This is a genomic window from Yersinia sp. 1252 StPb PI (assembly GCF_048593885.1).
GTDB classification, from domain to species: domain Bacteria; phylum Pseudomonadota; class Gammaproteobacteria; order Enterobacterales; family Enterobacteriaceae; genus Yersinia; species Yersinia enterocolitica_E.
On sequence record NZ_JAZGQE010000028.1, the window covers coordinates 15,958 to 37,288 of the forward strand.

Genomic DNA, 21,331 nt, shown 5'->3' on the forward strand with positions numbered 1-21,331 from the left:
CATTTTGTTGTCAATAACTGGCTTTTTGCTGTCGTGATAGATAGATTCCATAGTCGCAATGGCGGAGTTTTGTTATTACACAGAACTCACGCTTGCCGTTTCAGGATAGTTATCGTCGCAATAATATTTGTGTCCGGTTAATCTATGCCTATATTAATTTGGTGAATACTGTTTTTCAGGCATTCTCTTGGGTGGTTTTTCACCAGCAACTCATTACCGCGTTCAACATAGTGAATTTGGTGTATTAGAAAAGGATGAACAGAACAATGAAAAAATCGTTAGTGGCTGTCAGCGTCATTGTCGTACTTGGCGCAGCATGGACTGGAGCCTCATGGTATACCGGCAAACTGATTGAACAACGGATGGGTGAACTGGTTAACACCGCAAACGGGCAGATCAGAACATTGCTGCCTAAAGCTGGTGTCAAACTCGCCTATACAGATTACCAACGTGGTTTGTTCCGTAGCCAGGTTCGCTATGTGCTGCAAGCAGATAGCAGTGTCGTGGGTGAAAAAGCGTTAAAAGACGGTGATGAAATCGCTTTTATCGAAACTATCGATCACGGCCCATTCCCGTTCGCGCAGTTGAAGAAATTCAATTTGATCCCGAGCATGGCATCGGTACATACCGAACTTGCCAATACCCCTGCATTGAAAAAGCTATTTGATGTTACCAAAGGCCAATCACCGTTTACTGCGGATTCACGCATTTCATACAGCGGTGATACCTCTTCCGCCATTACCTTTATTCCTATCGATTATCAGCAAAACACCACCAGTATGAAATTCTCTGGTGCTACCATTGATGCCGATGTTTCGCGCGATATGCGTAATGTGAAGATGAGCGGTAGCAGCGAGAATATCGTCTTCACCAGCAAAAATCAGTGGGACCAACTGGAACAATTCAGCGTGCAGGGCCTGACGCTGAAAAGTGACAGCAAAATGGGTAAATTTGATCTCAGCATTGGTGATCAACAAGTCGCTATCAAGCAAATTGGTTTCAGTCTTGATGGCAAAGAGATGGCAACACTGGTTGGCTTTAACCTTAATACCCAATTGGGTGAAACGGATAAAGACCTGAACGGCAAACTGAGCTACACCCTCGATGCATTAAAAATTCAGGGTAATGATTTCGGTTCCGGTAAATTAGCCTTTGCCTTTGACAAGCTTGATGGCCAAAACCTGAAGCAGTTCACCAGCGCGTATAATCAACAAGTGCTGAAAGCCGTTCAGGCGGGTGAAAACCTCGATCCTGTTGCCTATCAAGAGCAAATGACTGAGATGTTAATTGCCAATCTTCCAGGGCTGTTAAAAGGCAATCCAACCGTGAGCATTGCGCCACTGAGCTGGAAAAACGCTAAAGGGGAAAGTACCTTTACCCTGAATGTCGACTTGGTTGATCCGGCGCAGACTAAAGCAAGTGCTGAACCCCTGTTAGCGCAGTCAGTGAAGAAAGTTGACGCAACCCTGACTATCCCGATGGCAATGGCAACTGAGTTGACGACCCAGGCCGCACGCCTGCAAGGCTACAGCCCGGAAGAAGCTCAGAAGCTGGCACAACAACAGGTTCAAGGCATTGCCGCTATGGGCCAGATGTTTAAACTGACCACCACCAAAGATGATGTTATCAGCAGCAGCTTCCATTTTGCTGATAATCAGGTCAATTTGAATGGTCAGAAAATGTCACTGCAAGAGTTTGTTGGCCTGTTTGGTATGTTTGGCGGGGCACCTGCTGAAGAAGACACCGACAGCGCACCAGAAGATATGCCAGCAACCCCAGCAGAACCTGCGGTTCCGGCACAATAGTTGGTGCAATAAGTCGCAGCAATAACACATAAAACGGAGCCTGATGGCTCCGTTTTTTTATCTCTGGGTCCACGCAGTACGCAGGAAGTTGCAATGACAGATAAACTTATGACCGGCCCCAACCCCGACTGCAAGCACCCCATGGTAGGCTTTGCGCAGGTTTGCTTTATCAAAAATACAACGAACAACCCGAATATTATTATCGGGGATTATACCTATTACGACGATCCACAAGATTCGGAAAACTTCGAGCGCAACGTGCTCTATCACTACCCGTTTATTGGTGACAAACTGATTATTGGCAAATTCTGCGCGCTGGCACGCGGGGTTCAATTCATCATGAATGGCGCCAATCATAAAATTTCAGGTATTTCGACTTATCCTTTCAATATTTTTGGCAATGGTTGGGAGCGCGTCACGCCATCAATGGATGAACTGCCCTATAAAGGCGATACCTGCGTTGGAAATGATGTTTGGATTGGTTATGACGTACTTATCATGCCAGGTGTGACCATCGGCAATGGTGCCATCATTTCATCACGAGCGGTAGTGACGCGTGATGTACCGGCTTATAGCATTGTGGGTGGCAACCCGGCAACCGTGATTAAGAGCCGCTTCCCACCAGCAACGATAGCTAAACTCGAGGCTATTGCTTGGTGGGACTGGCCGATAGAAGATATCAGCCGCAACCTGCATCTGATTACCGCGGGCGATGTCGATGCTTTGGCGTTAATGAATAACCCCCAAGATCAGGCATGATCAAGCAGACCCTCGGCGGATCAATACCGGCGGTAATATGACATTTTGCAGTTGCAGGTCAACACCGGCAATACGCTGGAGTATCCGCTGCCCGGCACTGTAACCAATTTCTCTGGCGGAACTGGTGATAAAGGTGAGTGGTGGTTCGGTTAATTCGGCTGCCGGCACGTCACCAAAACCAATCAGTGCCACTTGTTGATCCAGATAGGTGTCTACACCTGCACTACCAATAGTCCGACCGGTGCGTAAGATACCAAAGTAAGCCCCCAATGCCACTGATGCCTGATGACAAATGATGGCACTGACATTGGGGTGATAACGTAGCAGCTCTTCTGCCGCATCTGCCGCCGCCTGCTGTTGCCCGTCACATTCAACCACCCATTCAGAACGGAATGGCAGGCCATATTGAACCAACGTGGCGCAGAAGCCTCCCAAGCGCTCTGCCCGCGTCAATGAATGCGAGTGCCCGCCAAGGTAGGCAATTTGCCGGTGACCACGGCCAATCAAAAACTCAGTGGCCATTTTAGCCGCCTGCATATTATCAGGGCGCACGACATCCACACCTTCCAACACATTCGACCGTGCCGCGCAAATCAATGGGATATCATGCTCTGCCGCCTTCTCCTGCAATCCCATCTCACGTTTGGCTCCCCCGCCGAGGACCAAGCCGTCAACACCCTGAGCGATAAGTGTATCGAAGCAACGCAATAGACCTTTGCCCTCCCGACCACTTTGCGTCAGAAACAGCAATTTGCCCTCTGTCTCAATCGCCTCACTCAAACCCGCCGTCATTGCGGCATAAAATGGATCGCCGATATCGCGCACAATCAAGCCAATCACCCCGGACTCGCCACCGCGTAATTGTGCCGCCTGGCGGTTTCGCACATAACCTAACTGTTCGATTGCCTGATTGACCCGGTCAGCGGTTGCCCCAGAGATACGCCCTTTGCCACTTATAGCTAATGAAACTGTCGCCACTGAGACGCCGGCAAACTTAGCCACATCGGTAATTGTGATTTTTTTAATGGTCATACCCGCTGATAAACAAGCCAAGTTAAACGTTTAATCTGATGATTTACTCTAATACAGAAGTAGCATCAGTAATTGTGACATATCACTCATATTATCTGGGTTAAACGTTTTATCTTGTTTAACCTCCAGACAGGGAGGCGAAATAGTCGCCATTTAGCGATAAACACACCGTATTAAGAACCGCGGTGGTTAGAGCAGACATTTTTAACATCAGGCGTTTTGAAAAACAGGAGTCACTATGTCAGCGGTAAAAAAACAAAAAATTACGCTGTGGGAGTTTTTCCAGAGTTTAGGGAAAACCTTCATGCTGCCGGTCGCCTTGCTCTCCTTCTGTGGGATCATGCTGGGTATCGGCAGTTCACTCAGCAGTAAAGATGTCATCACCCTATTACCGGTAATTGGTCATCCTGCCTTCCAGCTACTATTTACCTGGATGAGCAAGGTGGGTTCATTTGCCTTTAGTTTCCTGCCCGTAATGTTTGCCATTGCTATCCCGCTGGGTATGGCGCGCGAAAATAAGGGCGTAGCCGCCTTCTCTGGTTTCGTCGGCTTTGCCGTGCTGAATCTGGCGACCAACTTTTACCTCACCACCAGCGGTGTGTTGCCAACCACCGATCCATTAGTCCTGAAAACCCATAACATTCAAAATATTCTAGGTATTCAGTCGATCGACACCGGGATTCTGGGGGCGGTAATTGTCGGGGTCATTGTTTATTTACTGCATGAACGCTTCAACACCATTCGTTTACCTGATGCATTAGCCTTCTTTGGCGGTACTCGCTTTGTGCCGATAGTGACGACGGTAGTGCTCGGGCTGGTGGGGTTGTTGATCCCGCTGATCTGGCCATTTTTCGCCGCCGGTATCACCGGTCTGGGTCGCCTGATTAACGGTGCTGGCATGTTCGGGCCGATGATTTTCGGCAGTGGCGAACGTCTATTGCTGCCGTTCGGCCTGCACCATATTTTGGTGGCATTGATCCGCTTTACTGAAGCGGGCGGAACCATGGATGTTTGTGGTCACAGCGTGAGTGGTGCACTGACAATATTCCAGGCTCAGTTATCTTGTCCAACCACCACCGGCTTCTCAGAAAGTGCGACTCGCTTCCTGTCTCAAGGCAAAATGCCCGCCTTCCTCGGTGGCCTGCCGGGTGCGGCGCTAGCCATGTATCACTGTGCCAAGCCTGAAAACCGACATAAAATTAAAGGGTTGTTGATTTCCGGTGTTGTGGCTTGTGTGATTGGCGGTACCACCGAACCGATTGAGTTCCTGTTCCTGTTTGTAGCACCGTTCCTGTATTTGATCCATGCGATCCTGACCGGTTTGGGCTTTACTGTGATGGCGTTGCTGGGTGTAACCATTGGTAATACCGACGGTAATATCATTGATTTCGTGGTATTTGGTATTCTGCATGGCACTGCGACTAAATGGTATTGGGTGCCAGTGGTTGCCGGGATCTGGTTCGTGGCGTACTACATGATTTTCCGTTTTGCTATTCAGCACTTCAATATCAAAACACCAGGCCGTGAAAGCGAAACCACCGCTAGCAGCAATGCAGAAAAAGCCACTTATGGCGCTGCAACCGGTAAATCCGGTTATAACTCCCCTGCTATTCTTCATGCGCTGGGTGGTGCAGATAACATTGTCTCGTTGGATAACTGTATTACTCGCTTGCGGATGTCGGTTAAAGATATGAATTTGGTGGATAAAGAGGCGTTAAAAGCCAACCGCGCCATTGGCGTTATTCAACTGAATGACCATAATCTGCAAGTTGTTATTGGTCCACAAGTGCAATCGGTGAAAGATGAATTAGACTCACTGATAAGCAGTACTCAGTTTGCGACGCCTTAGGACGGTAATTCGCTAAGCGCCGTTACCTAAATACCAGTTACATGAAAAATTATACCCAAGGTTATTGGCGTTGCAGGTAGGCCACAGCACATGAAAAATCGGTCGGGAATCGATTTGAGCGTGATTTGCAGCGGCCTCGCCTGAGGCCCAGGGATGGGCCGAGTAACAGGTGCCGAAACTCCCCGCAACTTCAAGGACCAAGGGTATATTTGATAAGCGAGATGCTGATGTTTGATTTCTCCACGCCTGTCGATCGTCACGGCACTTGGTGTACCCAATGGGATTATATTGCAGACCGTTTTGGTGCTGCTGACCTGTTGCCTTTTACCATTTCTGATATGGACTTCCCTACCGCACCGGTGATTCTGCAAGCGCTGAATCACCGGATAGCCCACGGTGTGTTGGGCTATAGCCGCTGGCAGCATGAAGATTTCCTTGGTGCAATTCGTCATTGGTATCTGCAACGGTTTCATTGTCATATCGATACCTCAATGGCGGTCTACGGCCCGTCAGTTATCTATATGGTCGCTCAGCTAATCCGCTGTTGGTCTGCTCCCGGTGATTTCGTCGTTACCCACACCCCAGCCTATGACGCCTTCTATAAAGTCATTCTCGCTAATCAGCGCCAGCTACTTAGCTGCCCGCTGCACAAAGTAGATAACCAGTGGCAATGTGATATGGCACATCTGGAGGCACTGTTGGCGCGGCCACAGACGAAAGTGCTGCTGTTGTGTAGTCCGCATAATCCAACAGGGAAAGTCTGGACACCACAAGAGCTGGCGCAAATGGCCGAACTGTGTGAACGCCATCAGGTCCGCGTTATCAGCGATGAGATCCATATGGATATGACCTGGGGCAATCAGGTACATACCCCTTGGAGTGAGGTAGGTCAGACCCCATGGGCGCTGCTGACCTCGGGTTCCAAAACATTCAATATCCCCGCCTTAACGGGTGCATACGGTTTTATCAGTGACAGTGAAACCCGTGATATCTACACTCAAATGTTGAAAGGCCGTGATGGACTATCCTCTCCGGCGGTACTGGCCATTGTGGCGCACATTGCGGCTTACCAGCAGGCGCAACCATGGTTGGATGAGCTACGCAGTTATTTGCAAGCCAATCTGGTTTATGTGGCACAGCGCCTTAATGTGGCGTTCCCGGCATTAAACTGGCAGCCACCGCAAGCAACCTATCTGGCATGGATAGACCTACGCCCCTTGAACATTGATGACCATCAGTTGCAAGAGGTGCTGATTGAGAAAGAGAAAGTCGCCATTATGCCCGGTTTTACCTATGGCGAAGAGGGTCGTGGCTTTTTACGTCTGAATGTAGGCTGTTCCCGCAGCAAGGTCGAAGCCGGTATGGATAAGCTGATTAACGGTATTCGTTTTTTGCAGGACAATAGCGACAGTTAAGTAAAACAGTATCGTGTATTACGCCACTTGATGCCTTGAGTGGCGTTTCTCCCCCTCCCCATCTCATCTTTCCCGCTGCCGATAACGTCAATAATCGATATACTACTATCACGCGGCTAGGTTTATCTGTGCTGGACAACCAAATGAAAAAGAAAGAATTTATTGCTCAGGACTTGCTGAGTAAAATGTATCAGTCTGGCGAGAAATTACCTGAGAAATTGCCGCCGGAACGCCAGTTAGCAGAGGAATATGGCGTGTCACGTTTTACCATACGTAAAGCGTTAGAGAAGCTGGCAGCCATTGGTGCCGTGCATATGGTGCAAGGTGCCGGGATCTTCATTAATCCCGGCGTGGGTAATAATCCGCTGGTATACAATTCAATTACCGAAAAGAAATTTAACCAAATCAGTTTTCGTTTAATTAATCTGCATAAACGCCGCCCTGATAATGAAGAACAACAGATCTTCAACCTTAGCGCGGATGATTTTATCTGGGCATTCTCACGTTTGCGTTACATTGATAATCGTAAGGTTCAAATCGAAAATTCGCGCATGCCAGTCGCCGCTTTCCCTGATTTGAACCAAAAAGTCATTGAAAGCTCGATACAGCAATATATTCTCAGCAAAGGCTATCGCCTGTCCCATGCATTAACTCATTATCAGGCGATTAATATCAATAAAGAACAAGCTGAACTGCTTGGATGCAAAAAAGGCATTGCCGCCATGCATATCCTGAACCGAGGCATTTTGCAGGATGGCCGCGTATACACATTCAGTGATATCGTGGATATCGACTATTCCTGCACCTATATTATTCCGTTTAATCAGGATAACCTGAAGTTCCGCCAGAGCTGAATCCGCTCAAACCCACTATGGTGTATGAATTGTTCCGTTCGGCAAACGGCTTTGTGTCCATTCATGAGGCCGATAAACAACCGGGAATTCATCGGCTAAACGAGCATCAAAATCAACACCTATCCCCGCCTGTTCAATTGGGTACAAATAGCCTTCTGTCGGCTGAACGGCGCCCGGAAATACACTCAGGGTATTGGCCGGATAGGCCACGAACTCCTGAATTGCTGCATTGTGCAAATAGATATTTAAATGGGTGTTAACCGCAGCACCAATCGGTGTCATATCTGGCGGGCAATGCCATGCCAGGCGAACCCCAAAACTCTGGCAGAAGCTCCCAAGTTTTAATGCCGGGGTAATTCCGCCAATCTGTGATACATGACAACGCAGGAAGTCAATCCGGCGATTGATTATCAAGTCTTTCCACTCTGCCGGATTGTTAAATAATTCACCCGTAGCAAGTGGTACCGCCGTTTGATTACGGATCTGTTCCAGCCATTCGTTCTGATTCGGCGGCAAAATATCTTCAATATAATAAGGGCGATAAGCTTCTAACTGCCTGGCAAATTGAACCGCTTGTTGTGGGAATAAGCGCTCATGCACATCATGTAAAATATGGAATTGATTGCCGTATTTTTCGCGTAGCGCTTTAAACATCGCCAACGTGTTATCCATATATTGGTCTTGATCGTAGTATGCGCCGATTGTTGGCTGGCGGGTCGCATGCAGATCCTGAGCATTCCCCCCATAGAACCCCAACTGGCAGCGGATATGCCGATAACCTTGCGCCAGCAAGTTATCCACCTCAACATACAACCCATCCAGTGAGTCACTGGCGGCATGACTATAGGTGGCAATAGCATCTTTAGATTTGCCACCAAACAGTTGGTAGAGCGGCATATCCGCCAGCTTGCCTTTAATATCCCATAATGCCATATCAATCCCGGCAATCGCGTTATTGATCACCGGCCCATTTCGCCAATAGGCATTGACCATCATCATCTGCCACAAGTCTTCAATATTATTCGCGTCACGCCCCAGTAATAGTGGCCGGAGATATTCATCCACCATCACTTTAACGGCAAGGGGACGCTGCTGAAATGTGGCACAACCCAGGCCAACAATCCCTTTATTAGTTTCAATCTTAACCACAACTAAATTATGGCGATCAGGCCGGGTTATCTGACATTCAATGCCAGTTATCAACGTGGGTTGCATGCAATGCTCCTTTACAACACTCAGATTGCGACTCTTCAACGTGGCAACCAATGATGCATGAATTAATAAATTCGTATGACGTATTCGCTAATTTCACCTTATTTACACTGACCTTGTAAACCTAAAATTTAAATGTTTTTTTTGGTTCGTGAATCACGAAAATTACCGCAAAAAACCATACCAATTAATAGAAAAAGCACCGAAGAACACCCTAACCATCGAATAATGTGATGTAACCCATGCTTTATTGGTTTGTTTTTAACTTTCAGTAAACTTATTATCATTCACAGTGAATAAAAATAATGGCTCAGGTGCGAGGGTTTTATGGGAAGGACTGAGGTATGTCAGTTAATAATTAAACTGGTCGGTGGTCAGGATAATATAAATAAAGTCTGGCATTGTATGACACGGCTGCGTTTTGATTTAATTGATGATAGTAAAGTCGAATGGCAGAAAATCAAACAATTGCCAGGTGTATTAGGTGCGCAAAATCAAAGTGATCAAGTACAGATCATTATCGGCCCACAGGTAAATGCCTGGTATCAAGATATTGTTGATAATATGTCACCTGATGAGAATGTTCCCTCAAGCGCGACTACGGCAATAGCACCTAAAGCACGGAAAAGTCTGGTTTCACTGTTTATGGATACCGTTTCTGGGGTATTCGGCCCTATCGTTCCGGCGATTGCCGGGGCGGGGATGATTAAAGGCTTACTGGCAGGGTTGATCGCCTTAAAAATCATCTCAGCCCAAAGCGACACCGTGATGATTATCGATTTAATTGCCAGCGGGGTATTCTATTTCCTGCCGTTCTTCCTTGCTGTTTCTGCGGCTAAGATATTTAAAACTAATGAATATCTGGCGGCAGCGGTGGCAGCCTGCCTGATGTATCCCACACTCATTGATGCCGCCAAAGCGCTGGCCACTCATACCCCGGGCGCGGTGAGTGTCATCTATTTTATGGATATCGTGCCGGTATCGGTATTTAACTATTCTGCCAGTGTTATTCCCGTTATTTTCTCAATTCTGGCGCTGAGTTATATTCACCGTTGGGTCGATAAAATTATGCCCGATGTGCTGAAAACAGTATTTACCCCAACGCTAACCCTTTTTATCACCGCATTGGTTTCATTGACGTTTATCGGCCCAGCCGGCATTTATTTAGGCAAACTACTGGCATTCGGTATTCAGGGATTATTTGATATCTCATCGGTATTTGCTGGTTTTATCGTCGGTGCCATTCGCCCGATTGCTATTCTTACCGGAATGCATCACGCCATGACCCCCATTGCATTGCAAAACTTTACCGACAAAGGTTTTGATATGTTAATGCCAATGATGTTTATGGCAAACATGGCCATTGCGGGTTCAACATTTGCTATCTATTTCCATGTCAAAACCCGGCAAGAAAAAACCGTGGTGCTGTCTGCCGCCGTTTCTGGCTTATTGGGCATTACAGAGCCCGCACTGTTTGGTGTGTTAACTAAATACAAAAAAGCCTTTATTGCCACGACGATAAGCAGCTCGATTGCCTCTGCATTTATCGCCTTTTTCGGCGTAAGGCTGTACGGCTATATTTTATCAAGCATATTCAGCCTACCGGCCTATATTGGCCCTTACTTTATCTACATCCTATTGGGTGTCACCTTGTCACTCGGCCTGTCATTTATCCTCACTTATCTGCTGGTAGTACGAACTGAAAAAAGATTGGTCGCAGTTGAATCGCAATAAATAGTTGAAATTAAAGCCGGCATCATGGGCGGGCGATATTGTCCGCCCATATCAATTCGTGATTTATGTCACTTTTTTATGCAACGCAGTGGATATTTTCATTCATTTGTTTTTATAATGTTCTGCACTTTACCTACAAGAATCTACTTCTGATAAAAAGTGAGTGCACAGCATGATTGATCCCCGCCTCCCCCTGACCGACATTCACCGCCACCTTGATGGCAATATCCGTGCGCAAACTATTTTGGACCTGGGTCGCCAATTTAATCTGGCCCTACCGGCTGATGAGCTAGCCGAACTGCGCCCGCATGTGCAAATCACTAAAACTGAGCCAGATCTAGTCAGCTTCCTGCAAAAGCTGGATTGGGGGGTTGCGGTTTTGGCCTCACTTGATGCTTGCCGCCGTGTGGCCTACGAAAATGTCGAAGATGCCGCTAATGCCGGTTTGCATTATGCCGAACTGCGCTTTTCACCCTTCTATATGGCAATGAAACACCAATTGCCGGTTGCCGGTGTGGTCGAGGCCGTCATTGATGGGGTGCAGTCCGGTTGTCGTGATTTTGATATTGATATCCGCCTGATAGGGATCCTCAGCCGCACTTTTGGTGAACAAGCTTGTTTGCAAGAACTTGATGGTTTACTGGCACATCGCGAGGGGATTACTGCGTTGGATCTGGCCGGTGACGAACTGGGCTTCCCTGGCGGTTTGTTCCGCAGTCACTTTAATCGCGCGCGCGATGCGGGCCTGCGTATTACCGTCCATGCCGGTGAAGCCGCTGGCCCGGAAAGTATCTGGCAAGCTATCCGCGAGTTAGGTGCTGAACGTATTGGTCATGGTGTGAAAGCCATTGAAGATATCAAATTGATGGATTATTTGGCTGAACACAACATTGGGATCGAATCCTGTCTGACCTCTAATATTCAGACCAGCACCGTCTCTTCGTTAGCCACTCACCCGCTGGCAACCTTCCTGCGCCATGGCGTGATGGCATCGATCAATACCGATGACCCAGCGGTACAGGGGATTGAAATTGCTAATGAATATCACAATGCCGCACCTGCTGCTGGCCTAACAGCACAAGAAATCCGCCAGGCACAACAAAATGGCCTGACGATGGCATTTATCACCGAACAGGAAAAACAGGCACTGCGCGATAAAATCCGTGGCTAAATCGGTCAGGAATTAGCTAAAAACGCCGGTATTTCATAGAAGTACCGGCGTTTTTTATTGCAGATCGCAACCGGCTACTTGGTTTCTGCCCGCGCCGCCGACGCCAAAGATTCAGTCGCCTCGGCATGCTCTCTGGCGACGCGTTTCGCGTAACGCTGTGCCAGGACGGCACATACCATCAATTGAACCTGATGGAATATCATCAAGGGTAATACCATCACACCGACTACTGAGGCGGGAAACAACACGTTAGCCATAGGGATACCATTGGCGAGGCTCTTCTTCGATCCGCAGAACACAATGGTGATTTCATCGGCAGTATTGAAGCCCAGCCAGCGGGCTGCCATGGTGTTAATGACTAATACCAGTGTCAATAGCACCATCGAACAGACCAGAATTGCCAGCAGTGACCAACCATCGATTTGATGCCAAATCCCCTGAACCACGGCTTCACTGAACGCGACATACACCACTAATAGAATGGATGACCGGTCAGTGATATTAACCAGTTTTTTATGGCGCTCAACCCATTTAGCTATCAGTGGGCGCGATAAATGCCCAACAATGAATGGCACCATCAGTTGCATGATAATAGAACCTATCGCATGCAACGTGTCGGTATCACCCCCTTGGGTGTGCATCAACATGCCCACCAGCAGCGGTGACAGGAAAACCCCCAAAATACTGGATGCCGAGGCGCTACAAATTGCCGCCGCCACGTTACCTCCCGCCACAGAGGTATAGGCAATAGCTGACTGAACCGTGGCAGGTAACGCGCACAAATAGAGGAAACCCAGATACAGCGTTGGTGTTAACACCCCGGGTACCAACACATTCATTCCCAACCCTAACAGCGGGAATAAGGCAAACGTGCTGAGAAACACCACCAGATGCAGTTTCCAATGCCCCATGCCTGAAACTATGGCGGCGCGGGATAACTTGGCACCGTGCATAAAGAATAATAATGCAATGGCCGCAGTCGTCAGGTGTTCGAACCACACCTTAACTTCCCCTTCACAGGGGAAAATAGAAGCAATAATAACGACCAAAATCAGCACTAATAAAAATTTATCTATCCGTAAGCGTTGTAACCATGACATGCCACTGTATTCCTTCAATATAACCTTGGTTCTTGACGTTGCAGAGGGGGTAGCTGTTTGCGTTGTGCCGCCCATCCTTAGGCCTTGCCTCGGTGAGGCCGCTGCCAGCAGTGTTCAAATCTGCTGGCAGCCTACCTGCAACGCCAGTGACTTTGGCTATCGTTTCTATCAAATAAGCGTATTTAGCAGCAAAATCAGCTTGCTGGCGATACCGGCAGCGTTTTTTTCTGTTGATCAGAGGCAATGCCCAGTTCAATCAATTCCATTACTTTTATCGCTTCCGAGACGGGTACTGGGTTGGCAGCAGTACCTAAAATGGCATCACGGATCCCCGCATAATAAGCAGGATAATTACCCGGCAACGTCAGTAGTGGTTTTTCAGCGAGGATGCCATCATGTGACAGTGTCACTACTCCATCGCGCATATCGTAGCCCCAATCTGCCTGTGGCAAACGTTCACCCGCTTTCAGCCTGTCCTCTTGTGGGTCCAGACCAAATTTGATGTAACTCCCCTGTATGCCGTGCACGATATAACGCGCAGTTTCTGCTGCGGCTAACACCGTACCGTGTAACACCACTCGTTGCCCCGGATAGCTAAGAACCGCGTGGAAATAATCAACAGATTGCGCACCAGGGCGCAGCATCCCTAAATCAACATTTAGCGTCTGTGGCAAACCAAACAGTTGTAGCGCCTGATCCAACAGATGTGGGCCTAAATCGTACCAAATGCCACTGCCCGCACCGGCTTGTTCACGCCAACGCTGGCGGATCTCCGGGCGATAGCGGTCAAAATGAGATTCAAAATAGACAACATTCCCCAGTGAGCCTTCAGCCAGCAGTGTTTTCAGCGTCAGGAAATCACTGTCCCAACGGCGATTATGGAATACTGAAAGCAATAAGTGGGCCTCATCTGCTTGTTTCTTCAATTCATTTGCTTGTGACAGTGTCACGGTAAACGGTTTATCCACCACCACATGTTTACCGGCAGCCAGTGCTTGCTGAGCCAGCGGGAAGTGAGTGTCATTCGGGGTTGGAATCACGATAAGATCGATTGAAGGATCATCAAATAACGTTTTGGGGTCAGAAACCACCGTCATTGTCGGCCAGTCAGCATGTACTTTACTGGCATCACTACTGGAAACCCCTGCCAGCTCTAACCCCGGAGTGCCCATAATCAGCGGCGCATGGAACGTTTTACTGGCATAACCATAGCCCAGTAAGCCCACTTTGATTTTTTCAGCCATTATATTTCCTCTCGCGCAGCCTATTTGCCAATTGATATCAGTCGATCAATCGATTTGACACCATGATGATTCCCGCGACAAGAGGTAATTTTTGGCTGAATGTCAGTGGCGAGATTAAATTCGCACAATGGCCTCAGCATTATCTCGCCATTCTGGCTGTCGGAGGCTGCGTTGCGGGTAGTTGGTTTCAATGCTACGACGCCTGAAATCACTGGGGCTAACACCAACACGCTTACGAAAAACGCGGGAGAAATAGAGTTGATCGTCGTAACCCACCACGCGACCAATAGTGGCAATCGGCTCTTGCGTGGTTTGCAGTAATAACTTAGCCCGAATAACCCGCTGGTCTTCACGCCAACGCAATATATTGATACCAACTTGCTCACGAAACAGATGTGCCAAACGTGACGGAGACAGGCAAACATGACGTGCAACTTCGTCAATGCGCAGCTCACCGGCTAAATTGCCGGTAATAAACTGGCACGCTTCAATCACTCGAGGGTCCATAATGCGTTGTGGACTAAGAGGATCTTCTTCCATTGCGCGCAGCAGTAAGCGCTCAAGTAGATTCATACCCAACTCTTCGCCAAAACGCCGTCCTGATTTTTGCGTCTGTTCAATATTGGCAAACAGGCGATCAAATTCCAGTAATAAGTTATTGTTAGGCAAAGATAACCGCCCAACTTCATGCGTTTTGCTATGCCACTCCAACCAGTCCGCCCAGTATGCCCGTGGCCGGAAATAGACCCAACGGTGATACCAACAATCACTGTTCGGTGAGCGACCATAATAGTGCGATGCCTTAGGGGGAAAGAGCAGCAAATCACCTGGATTGCTGTAAAAGGTATTCTCACCATCAAAAATCTTACCTTGTCCCTTAATGGTCAGATTCAGGATATAGCCCTTCATGCCGCCTGGCCTATCGATAAAAAAATCGAGTGGTCCATCGGCCAGAATCGGGGTTAATCCTGCTACCAGATAGGCATTAAAGGTATAGCCGGGTAACAAGGGATTGGGTTGCGGTTCCTGAACCATTCGATGGTACATTTAGCCTCCTTGGAGTCCTGATCTGATTGGCGTGCAAACGCATGTGCTTATTTCAGTTTATCGGGCAGAATTCACGCTGCCCGATAGTGATTACAGAACTGTGAGCCAGATAGGCTTTTTATGGACTTTTCTGTCACCGTGCAACTTAAAGCGTCCGTTTAGCCAACTGTTTGTAACGGTCGAAGATAACCGCTGCCAGCAGGATCAAACCACGGACCACATATTGGGAGAACGGAGAAATATTGAGTAGGTTCATGGCATTTTCCACTGTCCCCAGAATCAAGATACCGGCGATAACATAGGAAATCTTACCAATCCCACCTTTCAGTGACACGCCCCCCAGCACACAGGCCGAGATAACAATCAGCTCATAACCAATCGAAGTCATTGGCTGACCACTGGTCATCCGTGATGCCAAAATGATCCCAGCCGCCGCCGATACCAAACCCGATAAGACAAAAATGATGATTTTAGTGCGAACTACCGGCACCCCCGCCAGGCGCGCCGCATCTTCGTTGCCCCCGATAGCCAGGGTATTGCGGCCAAAGGTAGTTTTGTTTAACAAGAAGCCAAACAAGGCCAGACAGGCAATGGTAATCCAGATAGGGGCTGGCAAACCGAGCCAATTGGTGTAACCCAATGCGAAGAAACGCTCATCCTCGATACCCACCGCTTTACCATCAGAGATGATATAGGCCAGGCCGCGAACAATCTGCATCGTCGCCAGCGTGGTGATCAAGGCGTTAATTTTCAATCTGGCAATCACAAAACCATTGATCAGCCCGCATAGCGCGCCCAGTAACAAACCTGCGCCCACCCCCAGCCACATATTTTCGGTCATATTGATAACAACTGCCGTCGTTACCCCCGCACAGGCAATGACTGAAGCGACGGATAAGTCAAAATCGCCGGATGCCAGACAAAACAACATGCCACAGGCCACCATCCCCGACATCGAGATAGCCAACCCCAACCCTTTCATATTGATAAAGGAGCCAAAGTTAGGCACGAATATCACACAACCAATAAATACCACCGCGAAAACTACCAACATCCCATAGCTATCCCAAATACGGGATAGTCCTAGTCCACTTTTAGCGGGTGTATCTTGTGGTGGTTGCGACTGACTATTGTGTGCTCCACCTTTCAACTCGGTTGATGCCGGGTTCTTCTTATCAGAACTCAAAGTAACGCTGGACATGGATAACTCCTTCACAATCAAGCAACCGCAGACGCGGCATCAGTAGCAATATTCGGGGTGCGTAGCATCGCCAGACTTAACGCCTGTTCTTCAGTGGCAGAACCGTGGTCTAACTCACCAGAGATTGCCCCTTCCCGCATCACCACGATTCGGTCAGCCAGCCCAAGAACTTCTGGCAAATCACTGGACGCAAACAGCACCGCAATACCCTGTTTCGCCAGTTGATAAATCACGTTATAGATTTCATGTTTAGCCCCAACGTCGATACCTCGAGTTGGCTCATCCAACAGGATCACTTTCATATCTTCGGATAACCAACGGCCCAAAATGGCTTTCTGCTGGTTGCCGCCGGACAAATTCATAATCAGTTGTTGAGGGCTGGGTGTTTTGATATTCAAAGACTGAATACGCAGTGCCGCATTCTCCTGCTCCCAGCGGTTGTTGATCAAACAACCAGCCGTCAGTGTTTTGCGCCGTGCACTGATATTGATATTGTCCTGTACCGAATGAACCGGAATAATGCCATCGGCTTTACGGTCTTCCGGGCATAACATGATCCCGGCGGTGATGGCATCGATGGGTGAACGAATCGTCAGTGGCTTGCCATCCAGCAAAATCTGACCACTGCTAAGCCTGGTGCCACCAAACAACCCTTTCAGTAATTCACTGCGCCCCGCCCCCACCAAACCAAACAGGCCAACAATCTCCCCTTGATGGACGGTCAGGCTGATTGGCGACTTCACCCCAATCGCCTTCACCTCTTGCAATGTCAGGCGTTCTGGCCCTATTTCACGCGGCTGATAGCCATAAATATCACCCAAATTGCGCCCAACCATGGCTTGAACCAGCGAGTCGTTATTCACCTGGGTCATATCGTCAAACGTGCGCACATACCGGCCATCTTTAAACACCGTAATGGCATCACTCAGTGCAAAGATTTCTTCCATCCGGTGTGATACATACAAAATGACCCGCCCTTCGGCGCGTAATTCACGGATCACCCGGAACAGTTGTTCTATCTCTCTGGCAGAGAGCGAACTGGTCGGCTCATCAAAAGCAATAATTTTGGCATTACGGGCCAGCGCTTTGGCAATTTCCACCATCTGCCATTGGCCGATGGAGAGATATTTCAGTGGGGTATCGGGGGAGATGTCCAGCCCCAAATGTGAGAGCTGCAAACTGGATTCATAGCGCAATAATTTGCGATCAACCATGCCCATTTTGGTAGGTAATTGGCCCAGATAGATATTTTCTGCCACCGTCATTTCCGGCACCAAATGCAGTTCCTGATAAATGATAGCGACACCGGCATCAAGCGCATCGGTGGTATTGGCAAAATTAGCCACTTTGCCCTTAATGTGAATTTCACCCTGAGTCGGTGAGTAGTTACCGCTGAGAATTTTCAACAAGGTTGATTTCCCCGCGCCATTCTCTCCCATCAGGGCATGGATTTGACCGGCCTGACAGGTAAAACTGATATCATCCAGCGCTTGAACACCGGGGAAACTTTTTCCAATGCCACAAAAAGCCAGATAAGGTGACTGTTCGGCTTCCAGCTCGGCTTGTAACGCAGAATGGAGTGCTGACATGATGGCTTCCTTATAAAGTTTGGGTCGCACGGTACCACCTGTCTGTGTGGTCCATTGGGGCAAGCCGTAGCCTGCCCCCGTGCGCCATAGCGTGTATACCCTTCGAATTTGACGCGGCCAGAGGGTTAGCCGCCACGCCCATGACGTTGGGTATAGCGGAATTACATCAAGCCTTTCTTCTCTAACTCGACTTTGAAGTTATCCCGGGTGATCAGCACCACATCAGTCACTTCAGTAAATTTCGGAGGTTCAACACCTTTGGTCACCCAGTCATTCAGCATCTGGATACTTTTATAACCATGAATATCCGGGCTTGGTAACAGAGAACCATAGAAACCGGTAGCCTGGCCTTTGGACAGTTCACTGACTGCATCAACGCCATTGATACCAATGCCAATCACATTGGGTGCTTTAAAGCCCTGACCTTCTGTCGCCCGGACACCACCCAACACGGTGTTGTCATTCATGCCGACAATCAGCCAGTTTTTCACTTCAGGATGCTGGACTAACATGGAGTTGGCGGCATCAAATGCCCCAGGGATATCATTGGATTTGGTCGGTACTTTATAGATTTGCTTTTCTGGGAAGCCTGCGGCTTTCAGCGCGTCCATTGACCCACTGGTACGCCGGCGAGCCGTGTCCAGTTCATCAGAGGTGATCGCCATTACCGCCGTTTCACCCGGTTGCCAGCCGCGTTTACTCATCTCTTTCCACAGTTCCTGTCCTTGACGCTCACCAATTTTGGTCGCCGCCATCATGACTAATGGAACACTTTCCATCGGTTTGCCTTTGGCATTCACAAATTGGTCGTCTACTGCGATCACTTTCAGGTTATAACTGCGCGCCTTCGCCTCGATGGCCGGCCCCAGTTTCGGGTCTGGTGTACAGATAACAAAGCCTTTCGCACCACTGGCGGCAAGGCTATCGATAGCATTCAAGGTTTTCTCACCATCGGGCACTGCAATTTTTATCACTTCAAAACCTAAATCTTTCCCTGCTTTATCTGCAAACTTCCATTCGGTCTGGAACCAAGGTTCTTCAGGCTGCTTTACCAGAAAACCCAACTTCATGCTTTCGGCAATAGCTGAATGTGACATAACTGCCGCTAACCCAACCACTGCCAGCGCCTTAGTTAATTTATGCATAGTGTTCTCCGAACTATTTTTGTAGGAAGAGATGATTTTTGTTTATTTAATCGTCAACCACCCAAATCATCTGATTTTTAGTGGAAACGTTATCAATGTTATTTTTCAGTTTTAGTGCGGTTGAATGCTTTATTAAAAGCCACTTAACCTCACCACACCCGGTAAGGCGCTGACAGTTTTAACGTTAATTATGCTTTAGAATGTAGAGCGCTATCACATCCAGGGATTACAGTTTATTTATCCATATATTCAGCAAATTTAACCTCTCTCTAACTTTTGACTGACATCACAAAAACACTGTAGGAAGCAGAAAAGTACATACTTCCAGCCATCGGCTCCTCACATCTTGCTGCCACTCACTCCTATGGTTATTGGCAATGAATTCCTGTTTTCTGCAAATGTTAGGAGCAACCACTATGACAACCAGCGTTGTATCGGCGGACCGTCCTTTATCAACCAATAAAGCTATAGCGCTCGGATTAGATTTTGGCAGCGATTCCGTCCGGGTATTGGCGGTAGATTGTCAACATGGCACCGAGATCGATACCGAAGTTGTCTACTACCCTCGCTGGCAGCAGGGCCTTTATTGTCAGGCCGCACAAAACCAGTTTCGCCATCATCCGCTGGACTATATAGAAGCCATGGAACAGGCGATCCGTCAGGTCGTCAGCCGCCTGTCAGAAGAGCAGCGCCTGCAAATCGTCGGGATTGGTGTTGACTCCACGGGCTCAACACCCGCGCCGATTGATGAGCAAGGACAGGTATTGGCACTGCGCCCTGAATTTGCAGATAATCCCAATGCGATGTTTGTGCTGTGGAAAGACCATACGGCTATAGAAGAAGCGGAAGAGATTAATCGCTTATGTCGCAGTGGCGAATTTGCCGACTATTCCCGCTATATTGGCGGTGTCTACTCTTCTGAATGGTTCTGGGCAAAAATCCTGCACGTGACACGCGCCGATGCCGCCGTGCGTGATGCTGCGGTGTCGTGGATTGAGTTGTGTGATTGGGTACCGGCACTGTTATCCGGCACCACCGCCCCACAGGATATTCAACGGGGGCGATGCAGCGCGGGTCATAAAAGCTTATGGCACCCATCATGGGGAGGATTGCCACCGCGTGAATTCCTGGCGGCACTGGATACCCGTCTGGTAGACGACCTTAAATACCCTATGTTTACTGATACCTACACGGCAGAACGGCCGGTGGGTTTAATTACTGCCGCATGGGCTGAGCGTTTGGGGCTACCGACCGGTGTAGTGCTCTCTGGTGGCGCGTTTGATTGCCATATGGGTGCCGTGGGCGCAGGTGCTCAACCTTATACCTTGGTCAAAGTTATTGGTACATCCACCTGCGATATTCTGATTGCCGATGACAAGTTGGTGGGGGAGCGCGCCATTGCCGGTATTTGCGGTCAGGTTGAAGGCAGTGTGGTACCCGGTTGGATTGGTATGGAGGCAGGTCAGTCAGCTTTTGGTGACATGTATGCCTGGTTCAGTCGTTTACTGAGTTGGCCATTACGTCAGGCCGCCTTGGCACAACCCGAATTGCAACCCCAGTTAAAGCAGATTGAATCTACCCTCCTCGCGTCACTCACCGCTGAATGGGCAAAGAACCCTTCACTGGATCACTTGCCAGTGGTATTGGATTGGTTTAATGGCCGCCGTACGCCGAATGCTAATCAACGTTTAAAAGGGGTTATTACCGATCTGAATTTGGGAACCGATGCCCCTACTCTATTTGGTGGTTTTATCGCAGCAACCGCTTTTGGTGCGCGCGCTATCATGGAGTGTTTTGAACAGCAGGATATTCCGGTTGAGAACGTGTTGGCATTGGGCGGTATCGCGCGTAAATCACCGGTTATCATGCAAGTTTGTGCCGATGTGATGAATCGACCGCTGCAAATTGTTGCCTCTGATCAATGTTGCGCGCTGGGAGCGGCAATTTTTGCCGCCGTGGCCGCAGGAATATATCACGATGTCCCTGCTGCGCAGCGTCAGATGGCCTGTAAGATTGAGCGCACTCTGACACCAGATGCCAGCCAGGTTGCTCGCTATCAGCAACTTTATCAGCGCTATCAACAGTGGTGTCTGTCAGCAGAACCACACTATATGCCAGTAACCGATACACCTGCGTCAATGACCGAGACGACACACTGATCTTGGCGATCAAAC

16 protein-coding genes are annotated in these 21,331 nt (G+C 48.6%); 8 read left to right on the forward strand and 8 right to left on the reverse strand.

Going from position 1 to position 21,331, the window contains the following annotated elements:
- Positions 1–266 precede the first annotated feature (266 nt).
- Both V2A85_RS06640 and vat(F) read left to right on the forward strand, forming a co-directional pair.
- A complete protein-coding gene (locus V2A85_RS06640) occupies positions 267–1,805 on the forward strand; it encodes a YdgA family protein (RefSeq protein WP_372559012.1) in 1,539 nt (512 codons plus the stop codon).
- Between the two features lie 93 nt (positions 1,806–1,898).
- Positions 1,899–2,564, forward strand: coding sequence for a streptogramin A O-acetyltransferase Vat(F) (vat(F), locus tag V2A85_RS06645; RefSeq protein ID WP_420071105.1), 666 nt, complete (start codon positions 1,899–1,901; stop codon positions 2,562–2,564).
- Here the strand turns inward: vat(F) and malI are convergent, their stop codons facing one another.
- Entirely contained in the window at positions 2,565–3,596 is a 1,032-nt protein-coding gene (gene malI, locus V2A85_RS06650) for a Mal regulon transcriptional regulator MalI (RefSeq protein ID WP_420071106.1), read from the reverse strand.
- Between the two features lie 238 nt (positions 3,597–3,834).
- Between malI and malX the strand changes: the two genes are divergently transcribed.
- From malX to V2A85_RS06665, 3 genes are all read left to right on the forward strand, one after another.
- Positions 3,835–5,445 (forward strand): maltose/glucose-specific PTS transporter subunit IIBC, encoded by a 1,611-nt coding sequence (malX, locus tag V2A85_RS06655; protein WP_420071107.1) that lies wholly within the window; start codon positions 3,835–3,837, stop codon positions 5,443–5,445.
- A gap of 227 nt (positions 5,446–5,672) precedes the next feature.
- Entirely contained in the window at positions 5,673–6,860 is a 1,188-nt protein-coding gene (locus V2A85_RS06660) for a MalY/PatB family protein (RefSeq protein ID WP_420071108.1), read from the forward strand.
- A gap of 143 nt (positions 6,861–7,003) precedes the next feature.
- Complete coding sequence (locus V2A85_RS06665) at positions 7,004–7,714, forward strand: GntR family transcriptional regulator (RefSeq protein WP_372559009.1); 711 nt, start codon at positions 7,004–7,006, stop codon at positions 7,712–7,714.
- Between the two features lie 15 nt (positions 7,715–7,729).
- Here V2A85_RS06665 and V2A85_RS06670 read toward each other — a convergent pair whose 3' ends face one another.
- Positions 7,730–8,929, reverse strand: a complete 1,200-nt coding sequence (locus V2A85_RS06670) for an enolase C-terminal domain-like protein (RefSeq protein ID WP_372559008.1) — start codon at positions 8,927–8,929, stop codon at positions 7,730–7,732.
- Positions 8,930–9,253: 324 nt separating this feature from the next.
- On the opposite strand from V2A85_RS06670, the gene V2A85_RS06675 reads away from it, so the two are divergent.
- Both V2A85_RS06675 and add read left to right on the forward strand, forming a co-directional pair.
- Positions 9,254–10,660 carry a PTS transporter subunit EIIC gene (locus V2A85_RS06675; protein ID WP_420071109.1) on the forward strand — a complete coding sequence of 469 codons (1,407 nt, stop codon included), beginning with the start codon at positions 9,254–9,256 and terminating at the stop codon, positions 10,658–10,660.
- A gap of 172 nt (positions 10,661–10,832) precedes the next feature.
- Positions 10,833–11,831: an adenosine deaminase gene (add, locus tag V2A85_RS06680; RefSeq protein WP_420071110.1), complete on the forward strand. Its 999-nt coding sequence runs from the start codon at positions 10,833–10,835 to the stop codon at positions 11,829–11,831.
- A gap of 74 nt (positions 11,832–11,905) precedes the next feature.
- Here add and V2A85_RS06685 read toward each other — a convergent pair whose 3' ends face one another.
- The 6 genes from V2A85_RS06685 to V2A85_RS06710 all read right to left on the reverse strand — a co-directional run bounded on the left by V2A85_RS06685 (position 11,906) and on the right by V2A85_RS06710 (position 19,157).
- Positions 11,906–12,931: a bile acid:sodium symporter family protein gene (locus V2A85_RS06685; protein ID WP_372559005.1), complete on the reverse strand. Its 1,026-nt coding sequence runs from the start codon at positions 12,929–12,931 to the stop codon at positions 11,906–11,908.
- Between the two features lie 194 nt (positions 12,932–13,125).
- Positions 13,126–14,175, reverse strand: coding sequence for an oxidoreductase (locus tag V2A85_RS06690; protein ID WP_420071111.1), 1,050 nt, complete (start codon positions 14,173–14,175; stop codon positions 13,126–13,128).
- Positions 14,176–14,289: 114 nt separating this feature from the next.
- Positions 14,290–15,222: an arabinose operon transcriptional regulator AraC gene (gene araC, locus V2A85_RS06695; RefSeq protein WP_083158871.1), complete on the reverse strand. Its 933-nt coding sequence runs from the start codon at positions 15,220–15,222 to the stop codon at positions 14,290–14,292.
- A gap of 145 nt (positions 15,223–15,367) precedes the next feature.
- On the reverse strand, positions 15,368–16,423 hold the full coding sequence (gene araH / locus V2A85_RS06700; RefSeq protein WP_372559003.1) for an L-arabinose ABC transporter permease AraH: 1,056 nt from the start codon (positions 16,421–16,423) through the stop codon (positions 15,368–15,370).
- Between the two features lie 17 nt (positions 16,424–16,440).
- Positions 16,441–18,012, reverse strand: coding sequence for an L-arabinose ABC transporter ATP-binding protein AraG (araG, locus tag V2A85_RS06705; RefSeq protein ID WP_420071112.1), 1,572 nt, complete (start codon positions 18,010–18,012; stop codon positions 16,441–16,443).
- Between the two features lie 161 nt (positions 18,013–18,173).
- Complete coding sequence (locus tag V2A85_RS06710) at positions 18,174–19,157, reverse strand: arabinose ABC transporter substrate-binding protein (protein WP_083158872.1); 984 nt, start codon at positions 19,155–19,157, stop codon at positions 18,174–18,176.
- A gap of 416 nt (positions 19,158–19,573) precedes the next feature.
- On the opposite strand from V2A85_RS06710, the gene V2A85_RS06715 reads away from it, so the two are divergent.
- Complete coding sequence (locus tag V2A85_RS06715) at positions 19,574–21,316, forward strand: ribulokinase (RefSeq protein WP_420071113.1); 1,743 nt, start codon at positions 19,574–19,576, stop codon at positions 21,314–21,316.
- The last annotated feature ends 15 nt before the right edge of the window (positions 21,317–21,331 follow it).